The 22,434-nt window shown below is 72.8% G+C and carries 13 protein-coding genes; 6 read left to right on the forward strand and 7 right to left on the reverse strand.

Translation table 11 applies throughout. From position 1 onward, the window contains the following. Window positions 1–40: 40 nt before the first annotated feature. Window positions 41–310, reverse strand: coding sequence for a 30S ribosomal protein S15 (rpsO, locus tag LOK46_RS04970; protein ID WP_012317943.1), 270 nt, complete (start codon window positions 308–310; stop codon window positions 41–43). A 291-nt stretch (window positions 311–601) separates the two neighbouring features. Between rpsO and LOK46_RS04975 the strand changes: the two genes are divergently transcribed. From LOK46_RS04975 to LOK46_RS04985, 3 genes are all read left to right on the forward strand, one after another. After that, complete coding sequence (locus tag LOK46_RS04975; RefSeq protein ID WP_273562757.1) at window positions 602–2,602, forward strand: hypothetical protein; 2,001 nt, start codon at window positions 602–604, stop codon at window positions 2,600–2,602. Next, complete coding sequence (locus tag LOK46_RS04980; protein WP_273562758.1) at window positions 2,595–3,275, forward strand: hypothetical protein; 681 nt, start codon at window positions 2,595–2,597, stop codon at window positions 3,273–3,275. Before LOK46_RS04975 ends, LOK46_RS04980 begins: the two co-directional genes overlap by 8 nt. A 125-nt stretch (window positions 3,276–3,400) precedes the next feature. Beyond that, window positions 3,401–4,789 carry an amino acid permease gene (locus LOK46_RS04985; RefSeq protein WP_273562759.1) on the forward strand — a complete coding sequence of 463 codons (1,389 nt, stop codon included), beginning with the start codon at window positions 3,401–3,403 and terminating at the stop codon, window positions 4,787–4,789. Here LOK46_RS04985 and LOK46_RS04990 read toward each other — a convergent pair. The 4 genes from LOK46_RS04990 to LOK46_RS05005 form a co-directional block, all read right to left on the reverse strand. After that, complete coding sequence (locus LOK46_RS04990) at window positions 4,782–5,192, reverse strand: flagellar basal body rod protein FlgC (protein WP_273562760.1); 411 nt, start codon at window positions 5,190–5,192, stop codon at window positions 4,782–4,784. The genes LOK46_RS04985 and LOK46_RS04990 overlap by 8 nt on opposite strands. Window positions 5,193–5,254: 62 nt before the next feature. Next, window positions 5,255–6,115 carry a formyltransferase family protein gene (locus LOK46_RS04995; protein ID WP_273562761.1) on the reverse strand — a complete coding sequence of 287 codons (861 nt, stop codon included), beginning with the start codon at window positions 6,113–6,115 and terminating at the stop codon, window positions 5,255–5,257. Beyond that, window positions 6,115–6,882, reverse strand: a complete 768-nt coding sequence (locus LOK46_RS05000; protein WP_273562762.1) for an SDR family NAD(P)-dependent oxidoreductase — start codon at window positions 6,880–6,882, stop codon at window positions 6,115–6,117. Before LOK46_RS05000 ends, LOK46_RS04995 begins: the two co-directional genes overlap by 1 nt. Window positions 6,883–6,997: 115 nt before the next feature. Continuing rightward, window positions 6,998–8,305 (reverse strand): capsule biosynthesis protein, encoded by a 1,308-nt coding sequence (locus tag LOK46_RS05005; protein WP_273562763.1) that lies wholly within the window; start codon window positions 8,303–8,305, stop codon window positions 6,998–7,000. A 337-nt stretch (window positions 8,306–8,642) separates the two neighbouring features. Here LOK46_RS05005 and LOK46_RS05010 point away from each other — a divergent pair, with 337 nt between their 5' ends. The 3 genes from LOK46_RS05010 to LOK46_RS05020 all read left to right on the forward strand — a co-directional run bounded on the left by LOK46_RS05010 (window position 8,643) and on the right by LOK46_RS05020 (window position 13,243). Continuing rightward, window positions 8,643–10,157 (forward strand): capsular polysaccharide export protein, LipB/KpsS family, encoded by a 1,515-nt coding sequence (locus tag LOK46_RS05010; RefSeq protein ID WP_273562764.1) that lies wholly within the window; start codon window positions 8,643–8,645, stop codon window positions 10,155–10,157. A gap of 217 nt (window positions 10,158–10,374) precedes the next feature. Next, entirely contained in the window at window positions 10,375–11,865 is a 1,491-nt protein-coding gene (locus LOK46_RS05015) for an LTA synthase family protein (protein WP_273562765.1), read from the forward strand. A gap of 193 nt (window positions 11,866–12,058) precedes the next feature. Beyond that, window positions 12,059–13,243, forward strand: a complete 1,185-nt coding sequence (locus tag LOK46_RS05020) for a polysaccharide biosynthesis/export family protein (protein WP_273562766.1) — start codon at window positions 12,059–12,061, stop codon at window positions 13,241–13,243. Window positions 13,244–13,437: 194 nt separating this feature from the next. Here LOK46_RS05020 and LOK46_RS05025 read toward each other — a convergent pair whose 3' ends face one another. Beyond that, window positions 13,438–14,805 carry an aminotransferase class I/II-fold pyridoxal phosphate-dependent enzyme gene (locus LOK46_RS05025; RefSeq protein ID WP_273562767.1) on the reverse strand — a complete coding sequence of 456 codons (1,368 nt, stop codon included), beginning with the start codon at window positions 14,803–14,805 and terminating at the stop codon, window positions 13,438–13,440. Beyond that, window positions 14,802–22,244, reverse strand: a complete 7,443-nt coding sequence (locus tag LOK46_RS05030) for a type I polyketide synthase (RefSeq protein WP_273562768.1) — start codon at window positions 22,242–22,244, stop codon at window positions 14,802–14,804. The genes LOK46_RS05025 and LOK46_RS05030 overlap by 4 nt, the downstream gene beginning before the upstream one ends. Window positions 22,245–22,434: the final 190 nt, after the last annotated feature.

The raw sequence follows: 22,434 nt of genomic DNA on the forward strand, positions 1-22,434 counted from the left end.
CGCGGCCCCGGGCCGGGCCCGGAACCGCGCGTAGCGCGCCTTAGCGGCGGATGCCGAGACGCTCGATGAGGGCGCGGTAGCGGGCCTCGTCCTTGCGCTTGACGTAGTCGAGCAGCGAGCGGCGCTGCGAGACCAGCTTCAGCAGGCCGCGGCGGGAATGGTTGTCCTTGCCGTGGGTCTTGAAGTGGCCGGTCAGGTTGGTGATCCGCTCGGTGAGGATCGCCACCTGGACCTCGGGGGACCCGGTGTCCTTGGCGTCCTTGCGGTGTTCCTTGATGAGCGCGGTCTTGCGCTCTGCCGTGATCGACATCGCGTGCCTTTCGGGTTGTGCTGGTCGGATGCGGCGCCCCCAACGGGCGCGCGCGGGCTCGGCGTTCGGCCGGTGCCGGGATGTCGTCCAGCACGGTCACAGCGCCAAGCGGCTCAAGCCCCGCCCGGCAAGCCGGGTCGAGGCCGCGCGATCCATACACGAAACCGACGGTTATGCCAGTCCCGAGCCGGGCGGGCCGCGGCGGCCGCGCGTCGCGGCGGGCCGGCCTCGCCAAAAGAACGGTTAACGCCCCCGTGCTACCCGGAACCGCTCACGAACCGCGGCCCGGCGATGAACGGCACCTTCTCGGATGCGTGCGGCGTCGTCGCCGCGACGCTGCTCGGCATCCCCCTCGTTCTCCTCCCGGGCTACGCCCTGGGCGGGCTGACCGGCATCCTCGGGTTCCGCACGCTTGCGCCCGGCGACCGTCTCCTGTGCGCAGCGCTCCTCGGGATCGGGCTCCTGCCCGCCCTCGAAAGCCTGCTGATCCAGGCGGGCGGCGTCCCGGTCGCGGCCCTCGCGACCGGCACCGCGGGGCTCGTCGCGCTGCGGCCGGCCCTGCGGAGCCTGCGCGAGTCCCTCGACCGGGCGGCGCTCGCCCTCGCGCTTCTCTGGCTCGGCGTCGTGGCCTACGCGCTGATCGACGTCGACACCGGCGCCGCCCTCTACCGGCCCGTGACGGTCATCGATCTCGTCAAGCACGCCGCCCTGACCCGCGCGATCGTGGAGCACGGGCTGCCGCCGGTGGATCCGTTCTTCGCCCGGCCCGAGCGGGCGGGCTACTACTACGGCTTCTACACGCTCACCGCCCTGGTCGACTGGGCGGGCGGCCGGCTGGTCGACGGCCGAACCGCCTTCGCGGGCCTGGCCTTCTGGACCGGCCTCGCGCTCCTCGGCCTGCTCGACCGGCTCCTCGCCGCGACCGGCCTCGTCGCGGACGCCGTGCCCCGGCACGTGCGCCGCGCGGTGCTGCTGCTGCTGCCGGCCGGAAGCCTCGACATCCTGCTGGTCCTCGCCGACCGGGCGACCTCCGGGAGCTGGCTGCCGATCCCGGAATGGCTGAACGAGCAGGTTCTGAACTGGCCCGCCTCGCTGGTCTGGGTGCCGCACCACGTCGCCGGCGCCCTGGCCGGGTGGCTCGGTCTCGTGGCCCTGGCCGAGGTCGCGGACCGGACGCGGCCGGACCGGCGCGCGGAGGCGGCGGCGATCGGCGTCGCGGCGCTGGCCTTCGCGGCCTGCGCGGGTCTGTCCGTCTGGGTCTGCCTCGGCACGGCGTGTGCGGCTGGCGCCTGGCTGGTGCTGCTCGGCCTGGAGCGCCGCTGGCGCGCCGCGGCCCGGCTGTCCGTTGCCGGCCTGCTCAGCGCCGCGCTGGCCACCCCCTACCTGCTGAGCGTCCTGGCCAACCGGACCGACGGCGGCGCGCCGATCCGGTTCTCGATCCGGCGATTCGGACCACTCGACGGCCTCGCCGACGAGCCGGCCCTGAGCGCGCTCCGCCTGATCCTCCTGCCCCTGAACTACTACACGGCCCTGGGCGTCTGCGCCGCCGGTGCGCTGCTGTTCTGGCGCCTCGTGCCCCGCCGCCAGGCCCATGGCCGTGAGGCCGGACGGCTGCTCACCCTCTGCGCGGCGGCGAGCCTGCTCCTCGGCGGCGTCCTGCGCTCGGCGATCCTCAACAACGATCTCGGCGCGCGCGTGGTCCTGCTCGCGCAGGTCGCGACCCTGGTCTGGACCGTGGTCGCCCTGACCCGCCTCAGCGAGGCGCGGCGGCTCCGGTTTCCCGGGCTCCTCGCCGCGCTGCTGATCCTCGGTTACGCGACGACCCTCTACGGCTTCGTCGGGATGCGCGCCTATCCGGCCTCCGACCGGCCCGCCTTCGCCCGCCTCGCCGGCCGTCCCGATATCGACCGGGCGTTGCGCGCGGCCTACGCCTGGGCCGGCACGCACCTGCCCCGGGACCTGGTGCTGCAGCAATCGCCTCTGCCGCGGCGGGTGTTCGATTTCGGGCTCTACGGTCTGCAGCCGACGGGGGTGGCCGACGCGGAGGCGCGGCTGTTCGGCGCCCCGCCGGAGGCCGTGGCCGCGCGGCTGGCCGGCGTCGCGCCGATCTTCCGCGACCGCCTGGACGGCCCCGCGGTGCGGCGGCGGGCCGAGGCGGCCGGGATCGGCGCCCTGGTCGTGACCGCGCAGGACGCCCCCTGGAGCAGCCCGGATTCCTGGGTCTGGCGCAGCCCCGCGGTCTACGCCGATCCGCTCGTCCGGATCCTGCGGGTCGAGGATCTCCATGACTGAGGCCGGTCCCACGACACCCGCCCGCCGGCGCGCCGGGCAGGCCCTGCGCTGGCTCTGCGCCCAGGCGCTGCTGCAGGCCGGCGCGATCGTCTTCGGCCTCGCGAGCTTCGTGCTGCTGTTCCAGACCGATCTCTGGTCGGGTGTGACGATCCTGTTCTACCGCGGCCTGATCCTGCTCGCGGTCGCCTTCCTGCTGACCCTGGCGGTCACGGCGGCCCTGGCCGGACTCGGCCGACCCTGGGGGCTGCGCCGGCGGGACGCCCTCGGCGCCTGCGTCCTGTCGCTGTCCCTCAACCTGAGCGCCTTCGTGATCCTGCCGGTGACGGTCGACCGGTCGATCAGCGTGTTCCTGCTCGGTCAGATGGCCGCCCAACCCGGGGAGCGCTTCACCCCGGAGCGGGCGCGGGCCGTGTTCGAGCGGGTCTATCTCGGCGAGTTCCGGCAGATGGAGCGGCGCTTGGCCGAGCAGCAGGCCTCCGGCAACGTCGCGCGGGCGGGTGACGGCTACGTCATCACCCCGCAGGGCAGCGCCTTCATCCGCTTCTGCGGCCTCGTCGCTCGGGCGTTCCGGACCGACACCCGGATGATCGGCGGCCCGGCCACCGCACCGCCTCCGCCCGGCGCGGGCGTTCCCGGTGCGCCCGACGGGGCCGCCGGCGCGCTGCGGCGATAAGCTGTATCCGCTCGCGGCCGGACCGGGAGCGTGGCAGTAGGGGACGGCCAGTACGATTCCGCGGATGACGTCCTCCGGGCATGGGATATGCCGGGTGACGATCCGGGCGAGGGGAAACGGACGCGATGGCGGAGTCCGCGGTGACCACGGGTGAACGGGCGGGGGCGGGGCGCGACCTCGCCCGGAGTCTCACCGCGCCGGGGCTCGTCGCCATCGGCCTCGGCGCCACGATCGGCGCCGGCATCTTCGTGCTCACCGGAACAGCGGCGGCGCAGTACGCGGGCCCGGCGCTCAGCCTCTCCTTCGTGATCGGCGGCATCGCCTGCGGTCTCGTCGGCCTGTGCTACGCCGAGTTGGCCGCCATGATCCCGGAGGCGGGATCCACCTACACCTACACCCGCGCCAGCCTCGGGCGTTTCCCCGCCTGGATCATCGGCTGGGACCTCGTCCTGGAATTCGCCGTGGCGGCGGCGACCGTGGCGGTGGGCTGGTCGGGCTACGCGCAGTCCCTCGCGGCGGAGTTCGGCCTGCATCTGCCTCCGGCCCTGGCCGGGGCGCCCGGGGACGGCGGCCTCGTCAACCTGCCGGCGGCCGGGATCGTGCTGCTGCTCAGCACCCTGCTGATGCGGGCCACCCGGGAGGCCTCCCTGATCAACGGGCTGCTGGTCGCCTGCAAGGTCGCGATCATCCTGGCCTTCGTGGGCGTCGGCGCGGCCCATCTCCGGCCGGAACTCTGGCACCCCTTCGTGCCGGAGAATGCCGGGACCTTCGGCGCCTACGGCTGGAGCGGCGTGTTCCGCGGCGCCGCGGTGGTGTTCTTCGCCTTCGTGGGCTTCGAGACCGTGGCGACGGCCGCGGGCGAGTGTCGGGCACCGCAGCGCGACGCGCCGGTGGGCCTGATCGGGTCTCTGCTGATCACCACGATCCTGTACGTCGCGATGGCGGCCGTCCTCACCGGCCTCGTGCCCTACCGCGACCTGGGCGTCGCCGACCCGGTGGCCAAGGCGGTCGACGTGATGGGCCTGCCGGGCTTCTCGACGATCATCAAGGTCGGCGCCCTGATCGGCCTGACCACCTCGGCGCTGACCGCCCTCTACGGGCAGAGCCGGATCTTCTTCGCCATCGCCCGCGACGGGCTCCTCCCGGGGATCTTCTGCCGGGTCCATCCGGTGACGCGGGTGCCCGTGGCGAGCCAGCTGGTGATCGGCCTGTTCACGGCGGCCGTGGCGGGCCTCGTGCCCATCGACGTGCTGGGCGAGATCGTCAGCATCGGCACGCTCCTGGCGTTCTGCCTCGTCTGCGCGACGGTGCTGATCCTGCGCCGGACCGATCCGGACCGGGCGCGCCCGTTCCGCGTGCCGGCGGTGACGCTCACGGCGGGGCTCGGGATCCTGTCCTGCGTCACGCTGATGGCCTCGCTCCCAGCCGACACATGGATCCGCCTCGCGATCTGGCTGGCGATCGGCCTCGCGATCTACGCCGGCTACGGCCGGCGGCACGGTCGGCTCAGCTGATCAGGTTGATGGTGGCCTGCGCGAGCGTCTTGATCGAGGCCGAGGCGCTCAGGCTCAATTCGTAGTTCCGGACCACCCGCTGCAGGTCGGCCGATTCGACCGCGACGTTGACGTTCGGCAGACGGACGTAGCCGGTCGAGTCGGCCCCGGGACTGGTCGGATCGTAGCGGGTGCGGAAGCCGGTGGTGTCGCGGGCGATCCGGCCGACCGGGTCGCGGGGGCTGTCGGCCGCCACCGGGGCGAACACCGCGATCTTGCGGGCGTAGGGGGCACCGCCCGGGGTGGTCGGGACCGAATCGGCGTTGGCGAGGTTCTCGGAGATCGCGCGGATCCGCCCGCTCTGCACCTGCCGGCCGGCGGCCAGGGCGCCGGCGGCCGAGTTGAGGGCGCTGGTGTCCGGCATGCGCGGGCCCTGTCGACGGCGAGGATCTGACCGAGTCCTTGCCGAACAGCCTTAACCGAGGGTTAAGACGCCCGCGCGGAGAGGCTCAGCGCGTCCCTGAGATCCTGGCCGTCGGTGAGGCGCAGGCCGCGGCGGCGGAGCCCGGCCAGCAGCGCGCGGTCGGGGAACGGGCAGTACGGCAGAACCGGCGCGGTCCGCCCCTCCGGCAGCGTGCCGGTCCGCGCGACCTCGTCGAGCAGCCGGTCGAGCATCGCGCGCCCGTGGGCGTGGAGCGCCACCGAGGCCCGGGTCGCGGTGGTGCCCTCGGGCAGCGCCACCGCTTCCTGAGCGAGGATCGCGCCGGTGTCGATGGCGGCGGCCAGCCGGTGCAGGGTCATGCCGAACTGCCCGGGCCCGTCGGCCAGCGCGTGGATCGTCGGCACCGGGCCCCGGTGGCGCGGCAGCAGGCCGGGATGCCCGTTGATGCCGCCGAGCCGCGCCAGGCCGATGATCTCGGGCCTCAGGATCTGGTCGAAATGGTAGGTGAGGATCAGGTCCGGTGCCGCGTCCCGCAGTGCCCGCGCGACCTCCGGGCCGTTGACGTCGTCGACCGTCAGGGTCGGGATGCCGAGGCGGCGGCACAGGGTCCTGAGCGGCGTCGCCTCCGGCGCGTCGCCGCTTCCGGACGCCGCCTGGGTCAGGGGCGCCAGGGGCCGCAGCAGGTCCGGGAGGCCGAAATTGACCGCGAGGTAGGGCAGGATCCCGGCGCCCGAGCGCGCGAGGTGGCGCCGGATCTGCCCCGTGAGGCCGCCGCTCGACGGCCGCTCGGCGTTCGAGAGCCCCACCAGCGCGACGTCGCCGCGGAGATCGGCGACGAGCCGGCGCACCGTGCGGGCGTTCGGCAGCGCCTCCAGGACGAACAGCGCGATCCTCGGCCGCGCCATCAGCGCCGCTTCCGGCGCTGGAACCGGAAGGCGTAGAGGCCGGCTTTGCGGACGCTCTCGGGCAGGAGCAGCACGGTGCGGGCGAGCGCCGTGAGGATGTACGGGAAGGCGATCACGTCGCGGTTGGCCGCGATGCCCTTGGCGATCCGCACGGCCGCCTCCTCGGCGCTGATTTCCAGCGGCCGCCAGCCCTTGAGCTCGCCGCCCATCGGCGTCTTCACGTAGCCCGGGGTGACGACGTTGACCTTCACGCCCCGGGGCGCGACCTTCTGGCGCAGGGCTAGGCCGTGTGCGACCAGGGCCGCCTTGGCGCCGCTATAGGCCGGCGCGTCCTGGAGCGGCGCGTAGGCCGCGAGCGACGACAGCAGCACGATCTGACCGTGCCCGCGCTGGAGCATCAGCGTCAGGGTCGGCAGGATCACGTTGAGCGTGCCGGTGTAGTTGATGTCGGCGGTCTCGAAGGCCACGTCCTCGGCCTCCACCTGCCCCTCCTGGTTGCCGCCGTTCACCGCCGCGTTGGCGATGACGAGGTCGAGGGGGCCCTCGGCGTCCGACCGGTGGACCAGCGCCGCGGTGGCGGCCCGGTCGCGGGTGTCGAGTCGGGCGGTCTCGACGGCGGCGCCGCCGGCGCGGCAGTCGCGGGCGACGATCTCCAGCCGCTCGGCGTTGCGGCCGACCAGGATGAGGCTCGCGCCGGCTTGCGCGTAGTGGCGCGCCAGAGCGGCGCCGATGCCGCTCGACGCGCCGGTGATCAGAATGCGGGGCATGGGGCGGGTTACGCCGCCGCGCGGGGAAAGATCAAGGTCGGGAAAGGCTCACCGGCGGTGAAAGCCACTTCAAAGGCCGCCGAACGGCGCCGACTCGGGGCCGCGGCGGGTCCGGTCAGTAGACCGGCGCGAGCTCGCCGTCCCGCTCGGCGACCTCGCTGACCGCCCGCGCCGCCGCCAGCATCGAGTCGGGCAGCGCCGCCTCCATCCGCGGCACCGAGCCGGCCACCGCGCGGTCGATCGCCTCCTCGGAGAAGAAGCCGCCGTTGACCTGGGTCCGGTGCAGGACCACGCGGCGGAAATCCGCCATCAGGTCCATCTCCGGCGGCGTCGGATTCTTCCAGAAGCTGTCGAGGTCGCCCTGATGGGTCAGGCCGGCCATGTTGTAGATCGCGGTGCCGACCGCGTGGGTCGGGCAGCCCATCTCCAGGGACAGCATCCCCACGGTCGAGTTGACGATGACCACGCCGCGGGCGCCCTTGATCAGGGCCGGGAGGTCGCCGCCGTCGATGAAGTCGAGCCGGTCGCTGACGCCGTGGCGCCGGGCCGAGGCGCGGGCGAACTTGCGCCAGTTGATCAGTCCGCTGTCGAGCGGGTGCAGCTTCACCAGCAGCCGGGTCGGCGCCGACGAGCCGTCCGCGAAGGACTTGATCACCCGGTCCATGAAGCCCTCGACGCCGAGGAACGGCGAGTGGACCCGGATCTGGTAATCGCTGTCGAGCTGCAGCGGCAGCAGGAAGTAATCGCAGCCGACCGCGCGGTAGATCTCGTCGCAGCGCGCCGCCTCGCGGCGGGTATGGGCGCGGCGCGTGAACTTCTTGATCCAGCCGGCGTACTCGGCCGCGATATGGGTCGGCCGGTGGCTGCGGAAATGCGGGAAGAGGTAGGGGAACAGGACGTTGGCGAGGTTGTAGCCGACGTCCCACACGCTGCGGCGGGCCATGTCGCCGGTCGACGGCATCGCCCGGCCGGGCTGCGGCAGGCGCCGCGCCAGGGACCGGATCTCGGCGGCCGTCCGGGGGAGGGACGAGAAGCCGTTCACGCCGCCCAGCTCGCAGGTGATCCAGTTCGGGCGGATGTAGCCCTCCTCGAACACGTGCACCCGCAGGCCGCGATACTCGGCGATCATGCGGGCCGCCTTGTGGAACGGCCGGCAATCGCCGAACAGCACGATGTCGGTCACGCTCTCGCGGTCGAGATAGGATTCGAGATACTCGCCCCAGGCCTCGCGGCGGCCGCGGTAATTGTCGGCCTCGCCGCTCCAGAACAGCCAGTCGCCGGGGCAGAGATTGATGCGCCGGACGCTGTGTCCCCGCGCGCGCAGCGCCTTTCCGAGATCCGAGAAGAACGGCGTCGCGATGCCCTGCAGGAAGAGGAAGGTCGCGGGGCGGTCGCGGAGGGCGTCGGGGGCGGGCTGTTGCATTCCGCGGCGCTTCTGTCCTTGACCCTGTGCCGGATGAACCGAGCCGGCGAGAGACTCTTGAGGTGGCACGGTGCCCGGCGGGCCCGCAATCCGAAGCCATGCCGCGGCATGGCATTTCCGCGCCGGCGTGGCCCGTCTGCAACGGTCCTGCGCCTGCGGCTCAGCCTTCGGATTAGGCGGCCAATCGCGGCGACGATATGTCCAAATCCTTTCCAGGACGTGGCGACGGCGACGCGCGCTCAGGTTGTCCCCGCGTTGCAACACCATCCCATGCCGGCGAAAATGCGCTACAGGCGGGTTCCGCACCTCAACCCGACCGGAGCCGGACGCACCGACCATGCCCGCTGACCCGACCCCGTCGCTCTACGCGACCGGCCGCACGATCCGCCGCCTGCGGGCGGAGATCGAGGCCGCGACGGGCCTCGCCTTCGGTCCGGCACGCCCCGGCGCCATCGGCGCGGCCTGGGGCGCGGCCTGGGGCGCGGGCAGCCTCGCCGGGCGCCTGCTGGCGCTGACGGGGGGGCGCCGGCTCGTGGTCGCGCCCGGGCCCATGCTGAGCCCCTACGACTCGCCGGAGGCCGGCTACGCGTCCCTGCGGATCACCCTCGACGGCGTGCCCCTGGGCGGGGAGGGCGGCGTCCACTACCTCGATCCCTGGAGCCGGGCGCCGATCGACCGCGCGACCTGCGCCGAGCGGGTGGCGTGGCTCGCCGCGCGCTTCGCCGAGAACGACCGGCGGGTGGTCTATGTCGGGATGTCGCGCTGGAAGCGGCCCGCCCTCGACGTCCTGGGCACCGGGCCCGCCGGCCGGCCGATCCACACCATGACCACCGAGGCCGCGATCGCCGCAGGGCAGCGCCACGGCGGCCGCATCCTCGCTTGGGCGACGCGCGCACCGGGCCAGCTCGAGGAGGCCTGCGCGCGGGCCGGGCTGCCCCTGGCCCGCGTCGAGGACGGGTTCCTGCGCTCCGTGGGGCTCGGCGCCAGCCTGCAGCCCGGCGCCTCCATCGTGGTGGACGACCTCGGCATCTACTACGACCCGCGCCGGGAGAGCCGCCTGCAGCGGCTGCTCGCCGAGGCCGACTTCACCCCGGACCTCGTTGCCCGGGCGCGGCGCCTGCGCGAGGAGGTCGTGGCGCGCCGGCTCAGCAAGTACAATGTCGGCCTCGACGCCGCTTCGCTCGACTGGCCGGCCGGCCGGCGGATCGTGCTCGTGCCCGGTCAGGTCGAGGACGACGCCTCGGTGCGCCACGGCTCGCCGCTGGTCCGCTCGAACAGGGCGCTGCTGGAAGCGGCGCGGCGGCGCAACCCGGACGCGTTCCTGCTCTACAAGCCGCATCCCGACGTGGAGGCCGGGTTCCGTCCCGGCATCATCCCGGAGGCGGAGGTTCTGACCCTGGCCGACCGGATCGTGGGCGGCCTCAGCATCGTCGACCTCCTCGACCGGGTGCATCACGTCGAGACCATGACGTCGCTCGCCGGGTTCGAGGCCCTGATCCGCGGGCTCACCGTGGCGACCCACGGCCGGCCGTTCTACTCCGGCTGGGGCCTGTCGGAGGATCTCGCGCCGGGGGCCGACCGCGGCCGCCGGCTGAACCTCGACGAGCTGGTGGCCGGCGCCATGATCCTCTACGCGCGCTACCTCGACCCGGTGGCGATGAAGCCGTGCACCCCGGAGCAGCTCCTCGACCGCCTCAGCGCGGCCCGGGCGGCGGCGCCGCGCAACGCCTTGTCCCTCGGCCGGACGGCCCATCTGGTCATGCGCGCCCGCTACGGCCTCCTCAATCCCGTGGTGCGGGCCCTGCGCAGCCGGCGCGGCGTCGGTCGCGAGGCCGGCGGCGGACCGCGCTAGGCAGGACGCGCGGCGCGAATCCGGTTCCGCGAGACCCTGATGTGACACCAAAGCGATAGCGCGCGCTGCTAGAGTCAGCCCGCAGCCGCACGCCCCGGGGCCGACTCCGATCACTCTGGATCAGGAACGGCCCGCAAGTCCTTGCTCCCGCGCGCTGTTTCCCGCCGGATCGGATCCCGGCGGCGAGCACGCCCGCCCCACGCCGAGTGTCCGTGTCTTGACGACGTTCCTCATCGCCACCGGTCTCGCGCTCGCCGTGTGCCTCGTCCTGGAGGTGTTCGCGGGCGACTCGATCACCCGGGCGAGCCTCGCCCCCCGGGATCTCGGCCTGCGGCTGCTCGGCTACCTGCTGATCCTGCTGTTCTGGTTCGAGTTCTCGTGGCGGCCCTGGCTCGCCGGGCTGACCTGCGCGATCACCGTGGCGATCCTGATCGTCGTCAGCCGGGCGAAGCGCTCGGTGATCGGCGAGCCGCTGCTGTTCAGCGATTTCGCCCTGCTGCCCCAGGTGCCGCGGCACCCGCAGCTCTACTACATCCCGCCCCTGTGGAACCCGCGCATCTCCGTGCCGGTCCTGCTCACCCTGGCGGTCACCGCGCTGTGGTACTGGATCGAGCCGAGCGTGCTGCCCACCGCGACCCTCCCGCGGGTGCTGTCGATGCTCGGCCTCCCGCTCGCGCTCTGGCTGCTGGTCAAGGCGGCCCCGCGCCCGCCGCTCGCTCGACTCATCGCGCGCTGGTTCCCCGAGCCCGACCTGGAGGCGGACGTGACCCGGGTCGGCCTCCCGGCGAGCCTCCTGGGCTACACCGCCCGGGCGATGGCGGGCGGCGTGCCGGTGCCCGCGGCGCCGGCGCTGCCGGAGGGCCCGGGCGACGACGTCGTCGTGGTGATCCAGCTCGAGTCCTTCGTCGATCCGGAGCGGCTCGGCGGCGCGAAGCTGCCGGCGATGGACCTGTTCCGCACCCGGGCCGCGCAGCACGGGCGCCTCCGGGTTCCGGCGCACGGCGCCTACACGATGCGCAGCGAGCACGCGGTGCTCACCGGCCGGCCGTCCGAGAGCCTCGGCTTCGGCCGCTACGACCCCTACACGTCGCGAAGCGGCGACGAGCCGACGAGCCTCGCCCGGCTCGCCGGTGGACGGGGCTACGGGACCCTGTTCCTGCACCCGTTCCACCGCGATTTCTTCCGCCGGGCGCGGGTGATGGAGGCCTTCGGCTTCGCCGATCTCGTGATGGGGGAGGCGTTCGCGGAGGCCCCGCGCGTCGGCCCCTATGTCGGGGACGTCGCCCTCGGCGCGCGGCTCCTCGCGGAAGTCCGGGCCCGGCGCGCGCCGCTGTTCCTGTTCTGCGTGACCATGGAGAACCACGGCCCGTGGAAGCCCGGACGGCTGCCGGGCATCGACGATCCGCAGGCGCAGTATCTCCACCACGTCGCCAATACCGGTCGGATGGTCGAGGATCTCGTCGCGGGCCTGGACGCGATCGCCCGCGAGCGCGGCCAGACCATCACGCTCTGCGTGTTCGGCGACCACGCACCGTCGCTGCCGAGCTGCAAGCCGGGCTTCGGCGGGCGGACCACCGAGTACGCCCTGTTCCGCTTCGGCCGCCCGCAGGAGGCCCCGCGCCGCGTCGACATCGCCGCCGACGAGCTCGGGCGGGCGCTGCGCGGGAGTCTCGCGACCGCGCCTGCGGACATCGCCGCGGGGACATGATACGGTTAAGCTTGCGCGGCATAAGCGTGGCTGTGCCACGCTGGTGACGCATTGCCCGCGGATAGCGCAACCGTCCGTACGGCGGCCGCCGCTCCGGCGCGGCCGTTAAAGCGATCGCAGCGTTTGGCGGTCAAACTGGATATCCCGGCCCGGGCCAGCGATGGCGCGGGCTCGGCGAGGAGAAGTCTTTGTGATGCTGCGTAAGACGGCGTGCACCGCCCTGATGGCCGCCCTGGCGGCTGGATCTGCCGGCGGCTGCACGTACCTGCCCGCGGCGGGTCCGACGGCGAGCGCGATCCAGGCCGGGGCTGAGGTCGCCACGGCCGACGGCGGGATCCTTGCCCGCTACGAGATCATCGACGTCACCCCCTCGGTGGTCGAGGCCCTGCGCGGCCGCCCCCTGGACAGCCTGCTCGCCTCCTTCGGCGATCACCGCCCCTCCTCCGAGCCGGTCATCGGCATCGGCGACATGGTCTCGGTCTCCGTCTGGGAAGCCGGGTCCGGCGGCCTGTTCTCCGGGCCGCTCGTCGCCGACCGCTTCTCCGCGGGCTCCAAGTCCGCCCTCATCCCCGAGCAGCCCGTCGGGCGCGACGGCGCCATCTCGGTGCCCTACGCCGGCCGCATCAAGGTCGCCGGCCGCCGGACCCAGGACGTCCAGTCGCTCATCGAGAACGAGCTCGCCGGCAAGGCCATCCAGCCGCAGGTGCTGGTCTCGGTCACCCGCCCGATCTCCCAGGCCGTGACCGTCACCGGCGAGGGCGCCGCCGGCGCCCGCCTGCCGCTCTCGGGCCACGGCGACCGCATCCTCGACGTCATCGCCGCCGCCGGCGGCAACCGCGCGCCGGTCAACGAGACCTTCGTGCGGCTCTCGCGCGGTCCGGTGACCGCGACCGTGCCGCTGACCACGGTGGTGTCGAACCCCAGGGAGAACATCTACCTGCGGCCCAACGACGTGCTCACCCTGGTGCGCGACCCGCAGACCTTCATCGCGGTGGGCGCGCTGGGCAACAGCACCGAGTTGCCGTTCCAGGCCGACGGCATCACGCTGGCGCAGGCGCTGGCCAAGGCGCGCGGCCTGTCGGACTTCGCCGCCGACCCGGCCGGGACGTTCATCTTCCGGTTCGAGCCGGCCAGCGTCGTGCGCCGGCTCAGCCCCAGCTCGAGGCTGCTCGGCACGCCGCTGGTGCCGGTGGTCTACCGGATCGACATGCGCGACCCCAACAGCCTGTTCGTCTCCCAGGCGTTCCGCATGCGCAACCGCGACCTGATCTACGTGTCGAACGCGCCCTTCACCGAGGTCCAGAAGGTCCTCACCGCCTTCAACGGCGTCACAGGACCGGTTTCGTCGCTTTCGACCGCCTATTTCTACACCAAGTAAGCGCCCGACGCCTCGCGACGGACGCCGGGATCGCGCGGCCCCGGTTCCCGTCGCGTCGATCCTGCCGATGCGCGCGTCCGACCGAGGCCGCGGAGACCGGTCGCTCGAATGCCGAAGGGCGCGCGGATGTCATCCGCGCCCCCTTCGGCTTCGTGAGGCTCTCAGGCGACCGGGGCCCGCGGCCCCGGCCGGGCTCAGACCCGCTTGGCCAGGAGCTGCTCGATCAGCGAGCCGCCCTTGTCGATGGCGGCCAGCTCCTCGGCCACCGCGTTCACGGTGTCGCGGATCTGGTCGGGGGTGTGCTCGGACGTGAGGAAGAAGCGGAGGCGCGAGGCCCGCTCCGGCACAGCCGGGTGGATGATCGGCTGCACGTTGATGCCCCGCCGGAACAGCCGGTCCGACAGCGTCACCGCCTTCAGCGAGTCGCCGACGATGATCGGCACGACCGCGAGGCCGAGGCTGAAGCCGGTGTCGAGGCCGAGCTTCTTGGCGGTGGCCAGGAACAGGGTGCCGTTCTGGCGCAGGCGCTCGACCCGCTCCGGCTCGGCATGCATCACCGCGAGGGCCGCCTCGGCGGCGGCCGCGAGCGGCGGCGACATGCCGACGCTGTACACGAAGCCGCCGGCGGTGTGCTTCAGGTACTCGATCAGCGCGATCGGTCCGCAGATGTAGCCGCCGCAGGTGGACAGCGTCTTCGACAGCGTGCCCATCCAGATGTCGACCTCGCGGGGATCGACACCGCAATGCTCGAACAGGCCGGCGCCGGTGCGGCCGGTGACGCCCAGGCCGTGCGCCTCGTCGACCATCAGCCACGCGTCGTAGCGCTTCTTGAGGGCCACGAGCCCGGCGAGGTCCGGCGCGTCGCCGTCCATGCTGTAGAGGCCCTCGACCACGATCAGCGCCCGGCGATGCTCGTGGCGGGTCGACTGGAGCAGGGTCTCCAGCGCGTCGAGGTCGTTATGCGCGAAGGAGCGACGCTGGGCACCGGACAGCTGCGCGCCGGTGACGATGCTGTTGTGCGACAGGGCGTCGTGGAAGATCACGTCGCCGGCTTCCAGCAGCGCGCCGATGGTCGTGACGTTGGTGGCGTGGCCGCTCACCATCACCACGCAACCCTCGGACTGGTAGTGCTTGGCCAGCGCCTGCTCGAGGCTGATGTGCCCGGGCCGCTCGCCCGCGACCACGCGGCTCGCCGAGGACGAGGTGCCGTAGGCCTCGATCGCCTCCCGGGCAGCGTTGCTCACCCGGGGGTGGCCGTTGAGGCCGAGGTAATCGTAGGACGAGAAGTTGGTGAAGCTCTTCTGGTCGATCCGCGTCGTGGCCCCGGCCTTGGCGTCGTGGACGCGGAAGAACGGGTTGCCCAGGCCAATCAGATCGGCCGCCTGGCGCTGGAGCTTCAGCTCGCGGTAGCCCGGCAGGTTCTCGAAGTTCTGCGCCGCCGACTTGCCGGCGGGAGAGGCCGTCTTGACGGGGGCCGGGCGCGGCGTCGCGCGCCCGAGCCGGTTGGTCACGAAGCCGGCGAGCGCCGCGCGCCCACCGTCCGGCCGTGCCGTGTCGGTCATGAGTTGGTCTCTTTGATCTCGCTGGACGTCTGCTCGATGAGTTCCTTGAGAGGCGCGAGGATCTGCGCATCGACCTCACCGCCGACATGCTTCGAGACGAGGCTCATCGCGACGCCGGCCGTCTCGTCCATGGGCGCGGAAACCGCCTGAATTAAGGACTCCGACAGCTCATTGACGGTCATGCCCGACGAAAGTCCGGCGGGCGGCGCGTCGAGGGCGAAGCGCTCCTGCAGGCTGGCGCCGAGCTCGACGCCCATCAGCGAGTCGAGGCCGATCTCCGAGAGCTGGCGCACGCGGCTGATGTCGTCCTTCGGCAGCCGCAGGATGCGGGCGATGTCCTCGACGATCGCGTCCGACACGGTCTTGCGGACCGAGTCGATATCACCGCCCTTGAGCAGGGCCCCGATGTTGATCGCCTGGACGCCGCCGGCCTCGGCCTGCTGGTCGGACCCGAGCTCGGCGTAGCTCGGCGAGCGCATGGTGGCGAGACGCTCGCGCGCCTTGCCCCAGTGCATCGCCGCGATCGCGATCACGGCCTCGTCCGGGGACGCGCCCTGGCTTCCCAGCGCCTCGGCCATCAGGTCGAGGCAGCGGCGGGCCTCCATCGGCGTGACGCCGACGCGGCCGGCGAGGCCTTCCATGACCGCCTTGTTGCGGGCGAGCATGCCGACGTCGCCGATGGCTCCCCAGGCCACCGCCAGCGCGGGCAGGCCGCGGCGGCGGCGCTGCCGCGCCAGACCTTCCATGAAGCCGTTGGCGGCCACGTAGGAACCCTGGCCGGGATTGCCGATGAAGGTCGTCGCCGAGGAGAACAGGACGAAGTAGTCGAGGCTCCGGTCGCGGGTGGCGGCATCGAGGTGCTGGGCGCCGATCACCTTCGGGCCGATCACCGCGTCGAGCGCCGCGGCGTCGATGTTGGAGATCAGGCCGTCCTGGAGAACCGCCGCCGCGTGGAGCACGCCGGCCAGCTTCTTGCCGCCCTGCTCGATCCCGGCGATGAGCCGGTCCACCGAGGCGCGGCTGGTGATGTCGACGGCCTTGGCCTCGACGGTCACGCCCCGCGCGGTGAGCTCCGCGACGATCGCCTTGGCCTCGTCGGTGGCCGCGCCTTTGCGGCCGGCCAGCACGAGGTGCTTGGCACCGCGGTCGATCAGCCACCGCGCCGCCTCCAGGCCGAAGCCGCCGAGGCCGCCGGTCAGCAGGTGGACGCCCTCGGCCGAGACCGTGAACGGCCGGGCCGTGTCCTTCATGATTGTGCCGGCCTTGGGCGGGCTGATCACGATCTTCCCGATGTGGCCGGACTGCTGCATCAGCCGGAACGCGTCCGAGGTCTCGGCCGCCGTGAAGGGCTGGTACGGCAGGGGCTTCAGGCCGCCGTCGTTGAACAGGGCCATCACCTCGCGGAACATCCGCGCGCCGTCGTCGCCCTGGTGCTGGATCACCTGGTCGAGGTCGACGCCGAAGTAGCTGAGGTTCCGCCGGAACGGGCGCAGGCCGATATGGGTGTTGGCGACGTAGTCGCGCTTGCCCAGCTCGACGAACCGGCCGAAGGGCCGGAGCGCGTTGAGCGAGCGCTCCATCGCCTCGCCGAACAGGCTGTTCAGCACAATGTCGACGCCGTCACCGGTGATCGCCCGGACCTCGTCCACGAAGGCGAGGGAGCGGGAATCGAGCACGTGCTCGGCGCCCAGTGCCTTCACGAGCGCCCGCTTCTCGCGGGAGCCGGCGGTGGCGATGACCCGCGCACCCTTCAGCTTGGCGATCTGCAGGGCCGCGAGGCCGACGCCGCCCGCGCCGCCGTGGACCAGCACCCACTCGCCGCGCCGCATCCGGGCGCAGGAGACGAGGCCGTAATAGGCGGTGAGGAAGGCCACCGGCACGGTGGCGGCCGCCATCGGGTCGAGGCCCTGCGGCATCGGCGCGACGACGAGGTCGGGCACCACGATGTGCGTGGCGAAGCCGGACTGGGCGAAGGCGACGACCGGATCGCCGACCTTGAAGCCCTTCACACCCGGACCGACGGCCGTGACGCGACCGGCACACTCGAGGCCGAGGCGGGGGCCGGCGAATCCGTCCTCCAGGATCTCCTCGGGCAGCATCGAGAGCGCCCAGAGAACGTCGCGGAAGTTGAGGCCGGTGGCCTCGACCGCGATCTCCATCTCGCCCTTGCCGGGGGTGCGGCGCTCGGCGGGACCCCAGACCATCTCGCTGAGGCCGCCGGTGTTGCTGCGCTCCAGGCGCGCGGCCTCGGCCGGGACGGCATCGGCCGGATCCCGGTGCTGCGGCCGGCCGGCGTGGAAGCGCACGACCTGGGTCCGCTCGTCGTCCAGCACGATCTCGGTCTCCGGGGTGCCGGAGAGGATGAGGTCGCGCAGGCGCTCGGAGGCGCGCTTCGACGACATCTCGGGGGAGAGGTCGATGCGGCGGACGTCGAGGTTCGGGGCCTCGTTGGCGAGCGTGCGGGAGAAGGCCCACACGCCGGCTTCGATGTTGGTGGTCTGGCCGCCGCGGTCGCGGGTGGCGCCGGGCGCCACGACCCAGAGCTTGGTCTGGCGGGATCCCAGGTGCTCAGTGCAGCGCTTCAGGCTGAGGCAGCGGTCGCGCAGCCGCTCGGACGCCTCGCCGCCGCGGGTGAAGGCGCCGGCCAGGAACACCACCGTGTCGGGGGTCTCCTTCTCCAGCTCCATCAGGGAGGTCTCGGAGTCGAGGATGATCGAGACGTGCACGCCGCCCGCGACCAGCAGGGTCGCCAGGGAGGAGGCGGTCTCGGCCGCGAACTCGTCGTCCGAGCCGATGATGAAGGCGAAGCTCTGGGCCGGAGCCGGGCCGGGACGCACCGGCGCCTCGGCCGTCAGCAGCAGGTCGTCGCCGTTGGCGGACGCGGCCCGCTCGACCTCGACCTTGACCAGGCCGTGGGCGCTCAGGACGCGCTGCCAGCCCTCGATATCCTCGAGCCGGCCCACGGGCAGGCCGCCCGCGGCCTCCTCGAACCAGCCGGCCGTGAGGCCGAACACGAGGTCGCGGAACAGGGAGGCCCCCGGCTCCACGGCCACCAGCAGGCCACCGGTGGCGAGCGCCCCGGCGAGCTGGCCCGGCAGGCCGCGGTCGCCGCGGTGCAGGCTGCCCGACGCCAGGATCAGGTCGAAGCTGCCGGGCGCGAGCTCCTCGGCGGTCTCGACCACGGCGGCGGCGCGTCCGAGGGACAGGCGGGCGCGCTCGGCGAGCCGGCGGTCGGTCTCGAAGACGGTGAGCCGGGCCTCGGCGGCGGCCGCGAAGGTCGCGGTCTGGGCCGAGAGCGGGCCGAAGCCCACCTGCAGGACCCGCAGCGCCCGCTCCTTCGGGAGCTGGGCACGGCTCCGCTCGATCAGGTCGGCGACCACGTCGGCGCCGTGGCGCGCGGTGGCCGAGCGCAGCACGAAGGCGTCGATCGCCCCCTGCGGCAGGGCCGGCGCGTCGCTCAGCGTGCCGGCGAGCAGCCGGTCGACCAGGGCGCCGACATCGGCGATCAGCACCAGTTCGGCCGAGAGGTCCGGGTGGTCACCGGCGATCCAGCGCATGATCTCGTCGGGCGCCGGCAGGGCGGAACCGTCGCCGAGCGTCCAGTTCTGGCCCGCGCGCTCGGCGAGGCCGCTGCTCTCCAGGGCGTAGAGGGCGTTCAGCAGCCAGGGGCGCAGGGCCTCCGGCACGCGGCTGTCGGTGACCGAGACGGTCGCGCCCTGCGCCAGCCCGGAGGCGAGGCGGTAGGCGAGCGACGTGGCCCAGCCCTCCAGCAGCAGGTGGCCCGGCGAGAGGGCGGCGTCGGCCGGCCCCTTCGCCTCGGCGGCGAGCGGGCGCAGCCGGGCGGCCACGCTCGGGCGGCGCTCCATCGGGATCGCGGTCGGCTCGGTGGCGAGCTCCGGCACCTGCGAGATCGCGAAGGCCGAGAGGTCGCCGCCGCTCTTGGCGCGCAGGGCCTGGAACCGACCCTCGCGGATCGTCGCGATGACCGCGCCCTCGGCGTCGAGGAGCGTGAAGTCCGCCAGGATCGAGCGCTCGTTGCAGCGGCGGGTGCGGATGATCGAGCGGGCGATCACCGCGCCGGGGCGCAGCAGCCGGACCTCGCCGAAGCGCACCGGGATGTAGGCCTTGCCGCCGTTCTCGCCGAGCAGGTCGGCGAACAGCAGGATCAGCCCGTGGAAGCAGGCGTCGAGCCGGTTCGGCACGAGGGCGTAGCGGGTGTCGGGCTCGGCCGGCAGCAGGTCGGACACGATGGTGGCGTCGTCGAGCCGGGCGCTCATCGCCACCTGCTGGAAGCTCGGGCCGAAGCCGAGCCCGGAGGCGAGGGCCTTGGCGTAGAGCGCGTCGCCGGTGAGCACGTGGTCGCCCGCGGTCTCGAAGCTGAAGCCGTCGAGTTCCGGCGCCTTCGGAGCCGAGAAGGTGCCCTCGACGATCTTGGCCTGGGCGTGGAGCTGCCAGGGCGTCTGGGTCAGGCGCGGGCGGCTCAGCACCTGGATGCCGTTGCCGGAGCCCGACAGGCGCACCGCGACCTCGCGCAGGGCGTCCTCGGCGAACACCATCGGCGCCACGATCTCGAAGTCGGCGAGCACGACCTCGTCGTCGCGCAGGGCCTCGCGGACGCAGGCCAGCGCCATCTCGACGAAGCCGGCGCCCGGCATGATCACCTGGCCGTCGACCTTGTGATCCTCCAGTTCCGGCACGGTCACCGGGTCGACGAAGCCGTTCCACTCCAGCCCGTCGAAGGTCGTGCGCGACCCGATCAGCGGGTGGTAGGGGCGGGCGCTCATCGCGCCCACGCCCTCGGTGGTGTCGGCGAGGCGGAACGGGCGGCGCTGCCACGGGTAGGAGGGCAGGCGCACGTCGCCCTTCGGCGCGTCGCCGAACAGCAGCGTCTCGTCGACCTGCGCGCCCTGGACGAGGGCGGCGCTGACCGCCTTGGCGATCGGGTCGCCGCCGGAGGCCTTGCGGTGCATCACGCCGACCGTGGCGGTCTCGATGCCCAGAGGCTCGACCGCGTCGCCGACATGGGACATCAGGGTCGCGCGCGGGCCGACCTCCACGAAGACGCGGGCGCCGCGGCGGGTGGCGTCCTGCACCGCCTCGCAGAAGCGCACCGGCTCGCGGATGTTGCGCCACCAGTAGCCGGCGCCGAAATGGGAGCCGTCGAGCACGCTGCCCGTGACGGTGGAGACCATCGCGGTGGCGCCGGCCTTCGCCTTCAGCCCCGCGAGGTCCCGCAGCAGCGGCTTCTCGGTCGGGTCCATCAGCCTTCCGTGGAAGGCGTAGGCGAGATCGAGCTTGCGGCCGCGGCGGCGCTTGCGCGACAGGGCCTTGAGGGCGGCGTCGATGTCGGCCACCGGCCCGGCGACCGTGACGGCCTTGGGGCTGTTGTAGGCGGCGATGTCGAGGGTCGGGTAATCCTTGAGGAAGGTCTCGACCTCCTCGGACGGCATCAGCAGCACCGCCATGGTGCCCTGGCCGTGCGTCGTCTCCTGGTGGTGGCTGCGGTAGTAGATGACCCGGACCGCGTCCTCCAGGCTCAGGATCCCGGCGGCCTCGGCGGCCGCGATCTCGCCCACGCTGTGGCCGAGCACGTAGGACGGGATCAGGCCCTTCGCCTTGAGCGCGGCCGTCGAGGCGCTCTCGATGGCGAAGATCAGCGGCTGGGAGACGCTGGTCAGCGCGAGGCGCTCGTCGAGGTCGTCGGCGTAGAGCGCGTCCTTCAGAGACCAGTCCGAGTAGACCCGGAACAGGGTGTCGATCCGGTCGAAGGTCGCGCGGAAGGTCGCGTTCTCCTCGTAGGCCTCGCGGCCCATCCCGGCCCACTGGCTGCCGTTGCCCGAGTAGATGAAGGCCACTTCGGCGACGCGGTCGACCGCGGTGCCGGTGAAGGCGTCCGGCGTGTCCTCGCCCTCGCCGACGGCGCGGAGCGCGGCGGCGACGTCGGCCTTGCCGTCGAGCGCGACGGCGAGGCGGGCGGGCATGCGCTCGCGGCGATGCGCCACCGCGGCCGCCACGGTCGCGACCTGCTCGGGGGCGGCCTCGAGGCGTTCGGCGTAGTCGAGGGCGAGCTCGTTCAGGGCCGCCCGGCTCTGCGCCGAGAGCAGCAGCACCTGGGCCTGGGGCTCAGCGGTCGCCGCGGCGGGCTTCGACCAGGCCGGGGCGTCGGTGATGACGACGTGGGCGTTGGTGCCGCCGAAGCCGAAGGAGTTGACGCCGGCGAAGCGCTCGCGGCCGTTGCGGCCGATCTTCAGCGGCGCGCGCACGACGTCCAGGTTGAGCTCGCCGAAGGGGATCTCGGGATTGAGCTCGGCCGCGTGCAGCGACGGCGGCACGAGGTCGTGCTCCAGGGCGAGCGTCGCCTTCATCAGGCCGGCGAGGCCGGAGACCGGCTCGGTGTGGCCGATGTTGGTCTTGATCGAGCCGATCGGCAGCGGCGCCTGCCGGCCGCGGCCGAGCTTCGAGCCGATGGCCGAGGCCTCGATCGGGTCGCCCACCGGCGTGCCGGTGCCGTGCGCCTCCATGAAGGCGAGGTCGTCGAGCCGGATCTCGGCCTCGCGGTAGACCTTCTCCAGCAGGGCGCCCTGGGCGTAGCCCGAGGGGAGGGAGATGCCGGTGGTCCGGCCGTCGGAGTTGATGCCGGAGGCGGCGACCACGGCGCGCACGGTGGCGCCGTTGCGCCGCGCGGCCTCGGCCGACTGCAGCACGAACACCACGCCGCCCTCCGAGCGCACGTAGCCGTCGGCGTTCTTGGAGAACGCCTGACACAGGCCGGTGCGCGAGAGCATCTGCGCGGTGGAGAAGCAGATGAAGTTGAACGGGCTCGCCAGCACGTTCACGCCGGCGACGACCGCGGTGTCCACGCGGCCCGACCGGATCGCCTGCACGGCGTTGTCGAAGGCGACGAGCGAGGACGAGCAGGCCGTGTCGACCGTGAAGCTCGGGCCCTTCAGGTCGAAGATGTAGGAGATGCGGTTCGAGATGATCGAGAGCGTGTTGCCGGTCGCCGCGTAGGCGTCGCCCGACGGCGCGTCGAGGATGCGCAGGTTGCCGTAATCGAGGGACGAGGCGCCGACGAACACGCCGATATTGCTGCCGGCGACGCTCGACGGGCGCAGGCCCGCGTCCTCGAGGGCTTCCCAGGTCAGCTCCAGCAGCATCCGCTGCTGCGGATCCATCTGCTCGGCCTCGCGGGGCGAGATGCCGAACACCGCCGGATCGAACGACCACACGTCGTCGATGACACCCGCCGCCCAGGTGTAGCTCTTGCCGCGCTCATGGGCGCGCGGGTGGGCGAACCGCTCCAGGGAGAACCGGTCGGCCGGCACCTTGCTGACGGCGCAGCGCCCCTCGGAGAGGAGTGACCACAGGCCGTCCACGCTGGGGGCCCCGGGCAGTCGGCATGCGCGTCCGACGATCGCAATGTCTGTACGTTGTGTCACGTTCGGTTCGCACACGCTCGTTATCGGAAGTCGGCTCGGCTCTCGACGAGTGAGTACCCTCTCACCCCTTACTGTGGCACCATTGCGGTGTCCAACCAGCCCCAACGCGAGGTCATCCCTGCGTGGCAAAATTGCCAGAGGCTGTGACATGTATTCATCAGAAGCTTATCCAATTCCTACGGCCAAAATG

The organism is Methylobacterium sp. NMS14P (assembly GCF_028583545.1).
Lineage (GTDB): Bacteria > Pseudomonadota > Alphaproteobacteria > Rhizobiales > Beijerinckiaceae > Methylobacterium.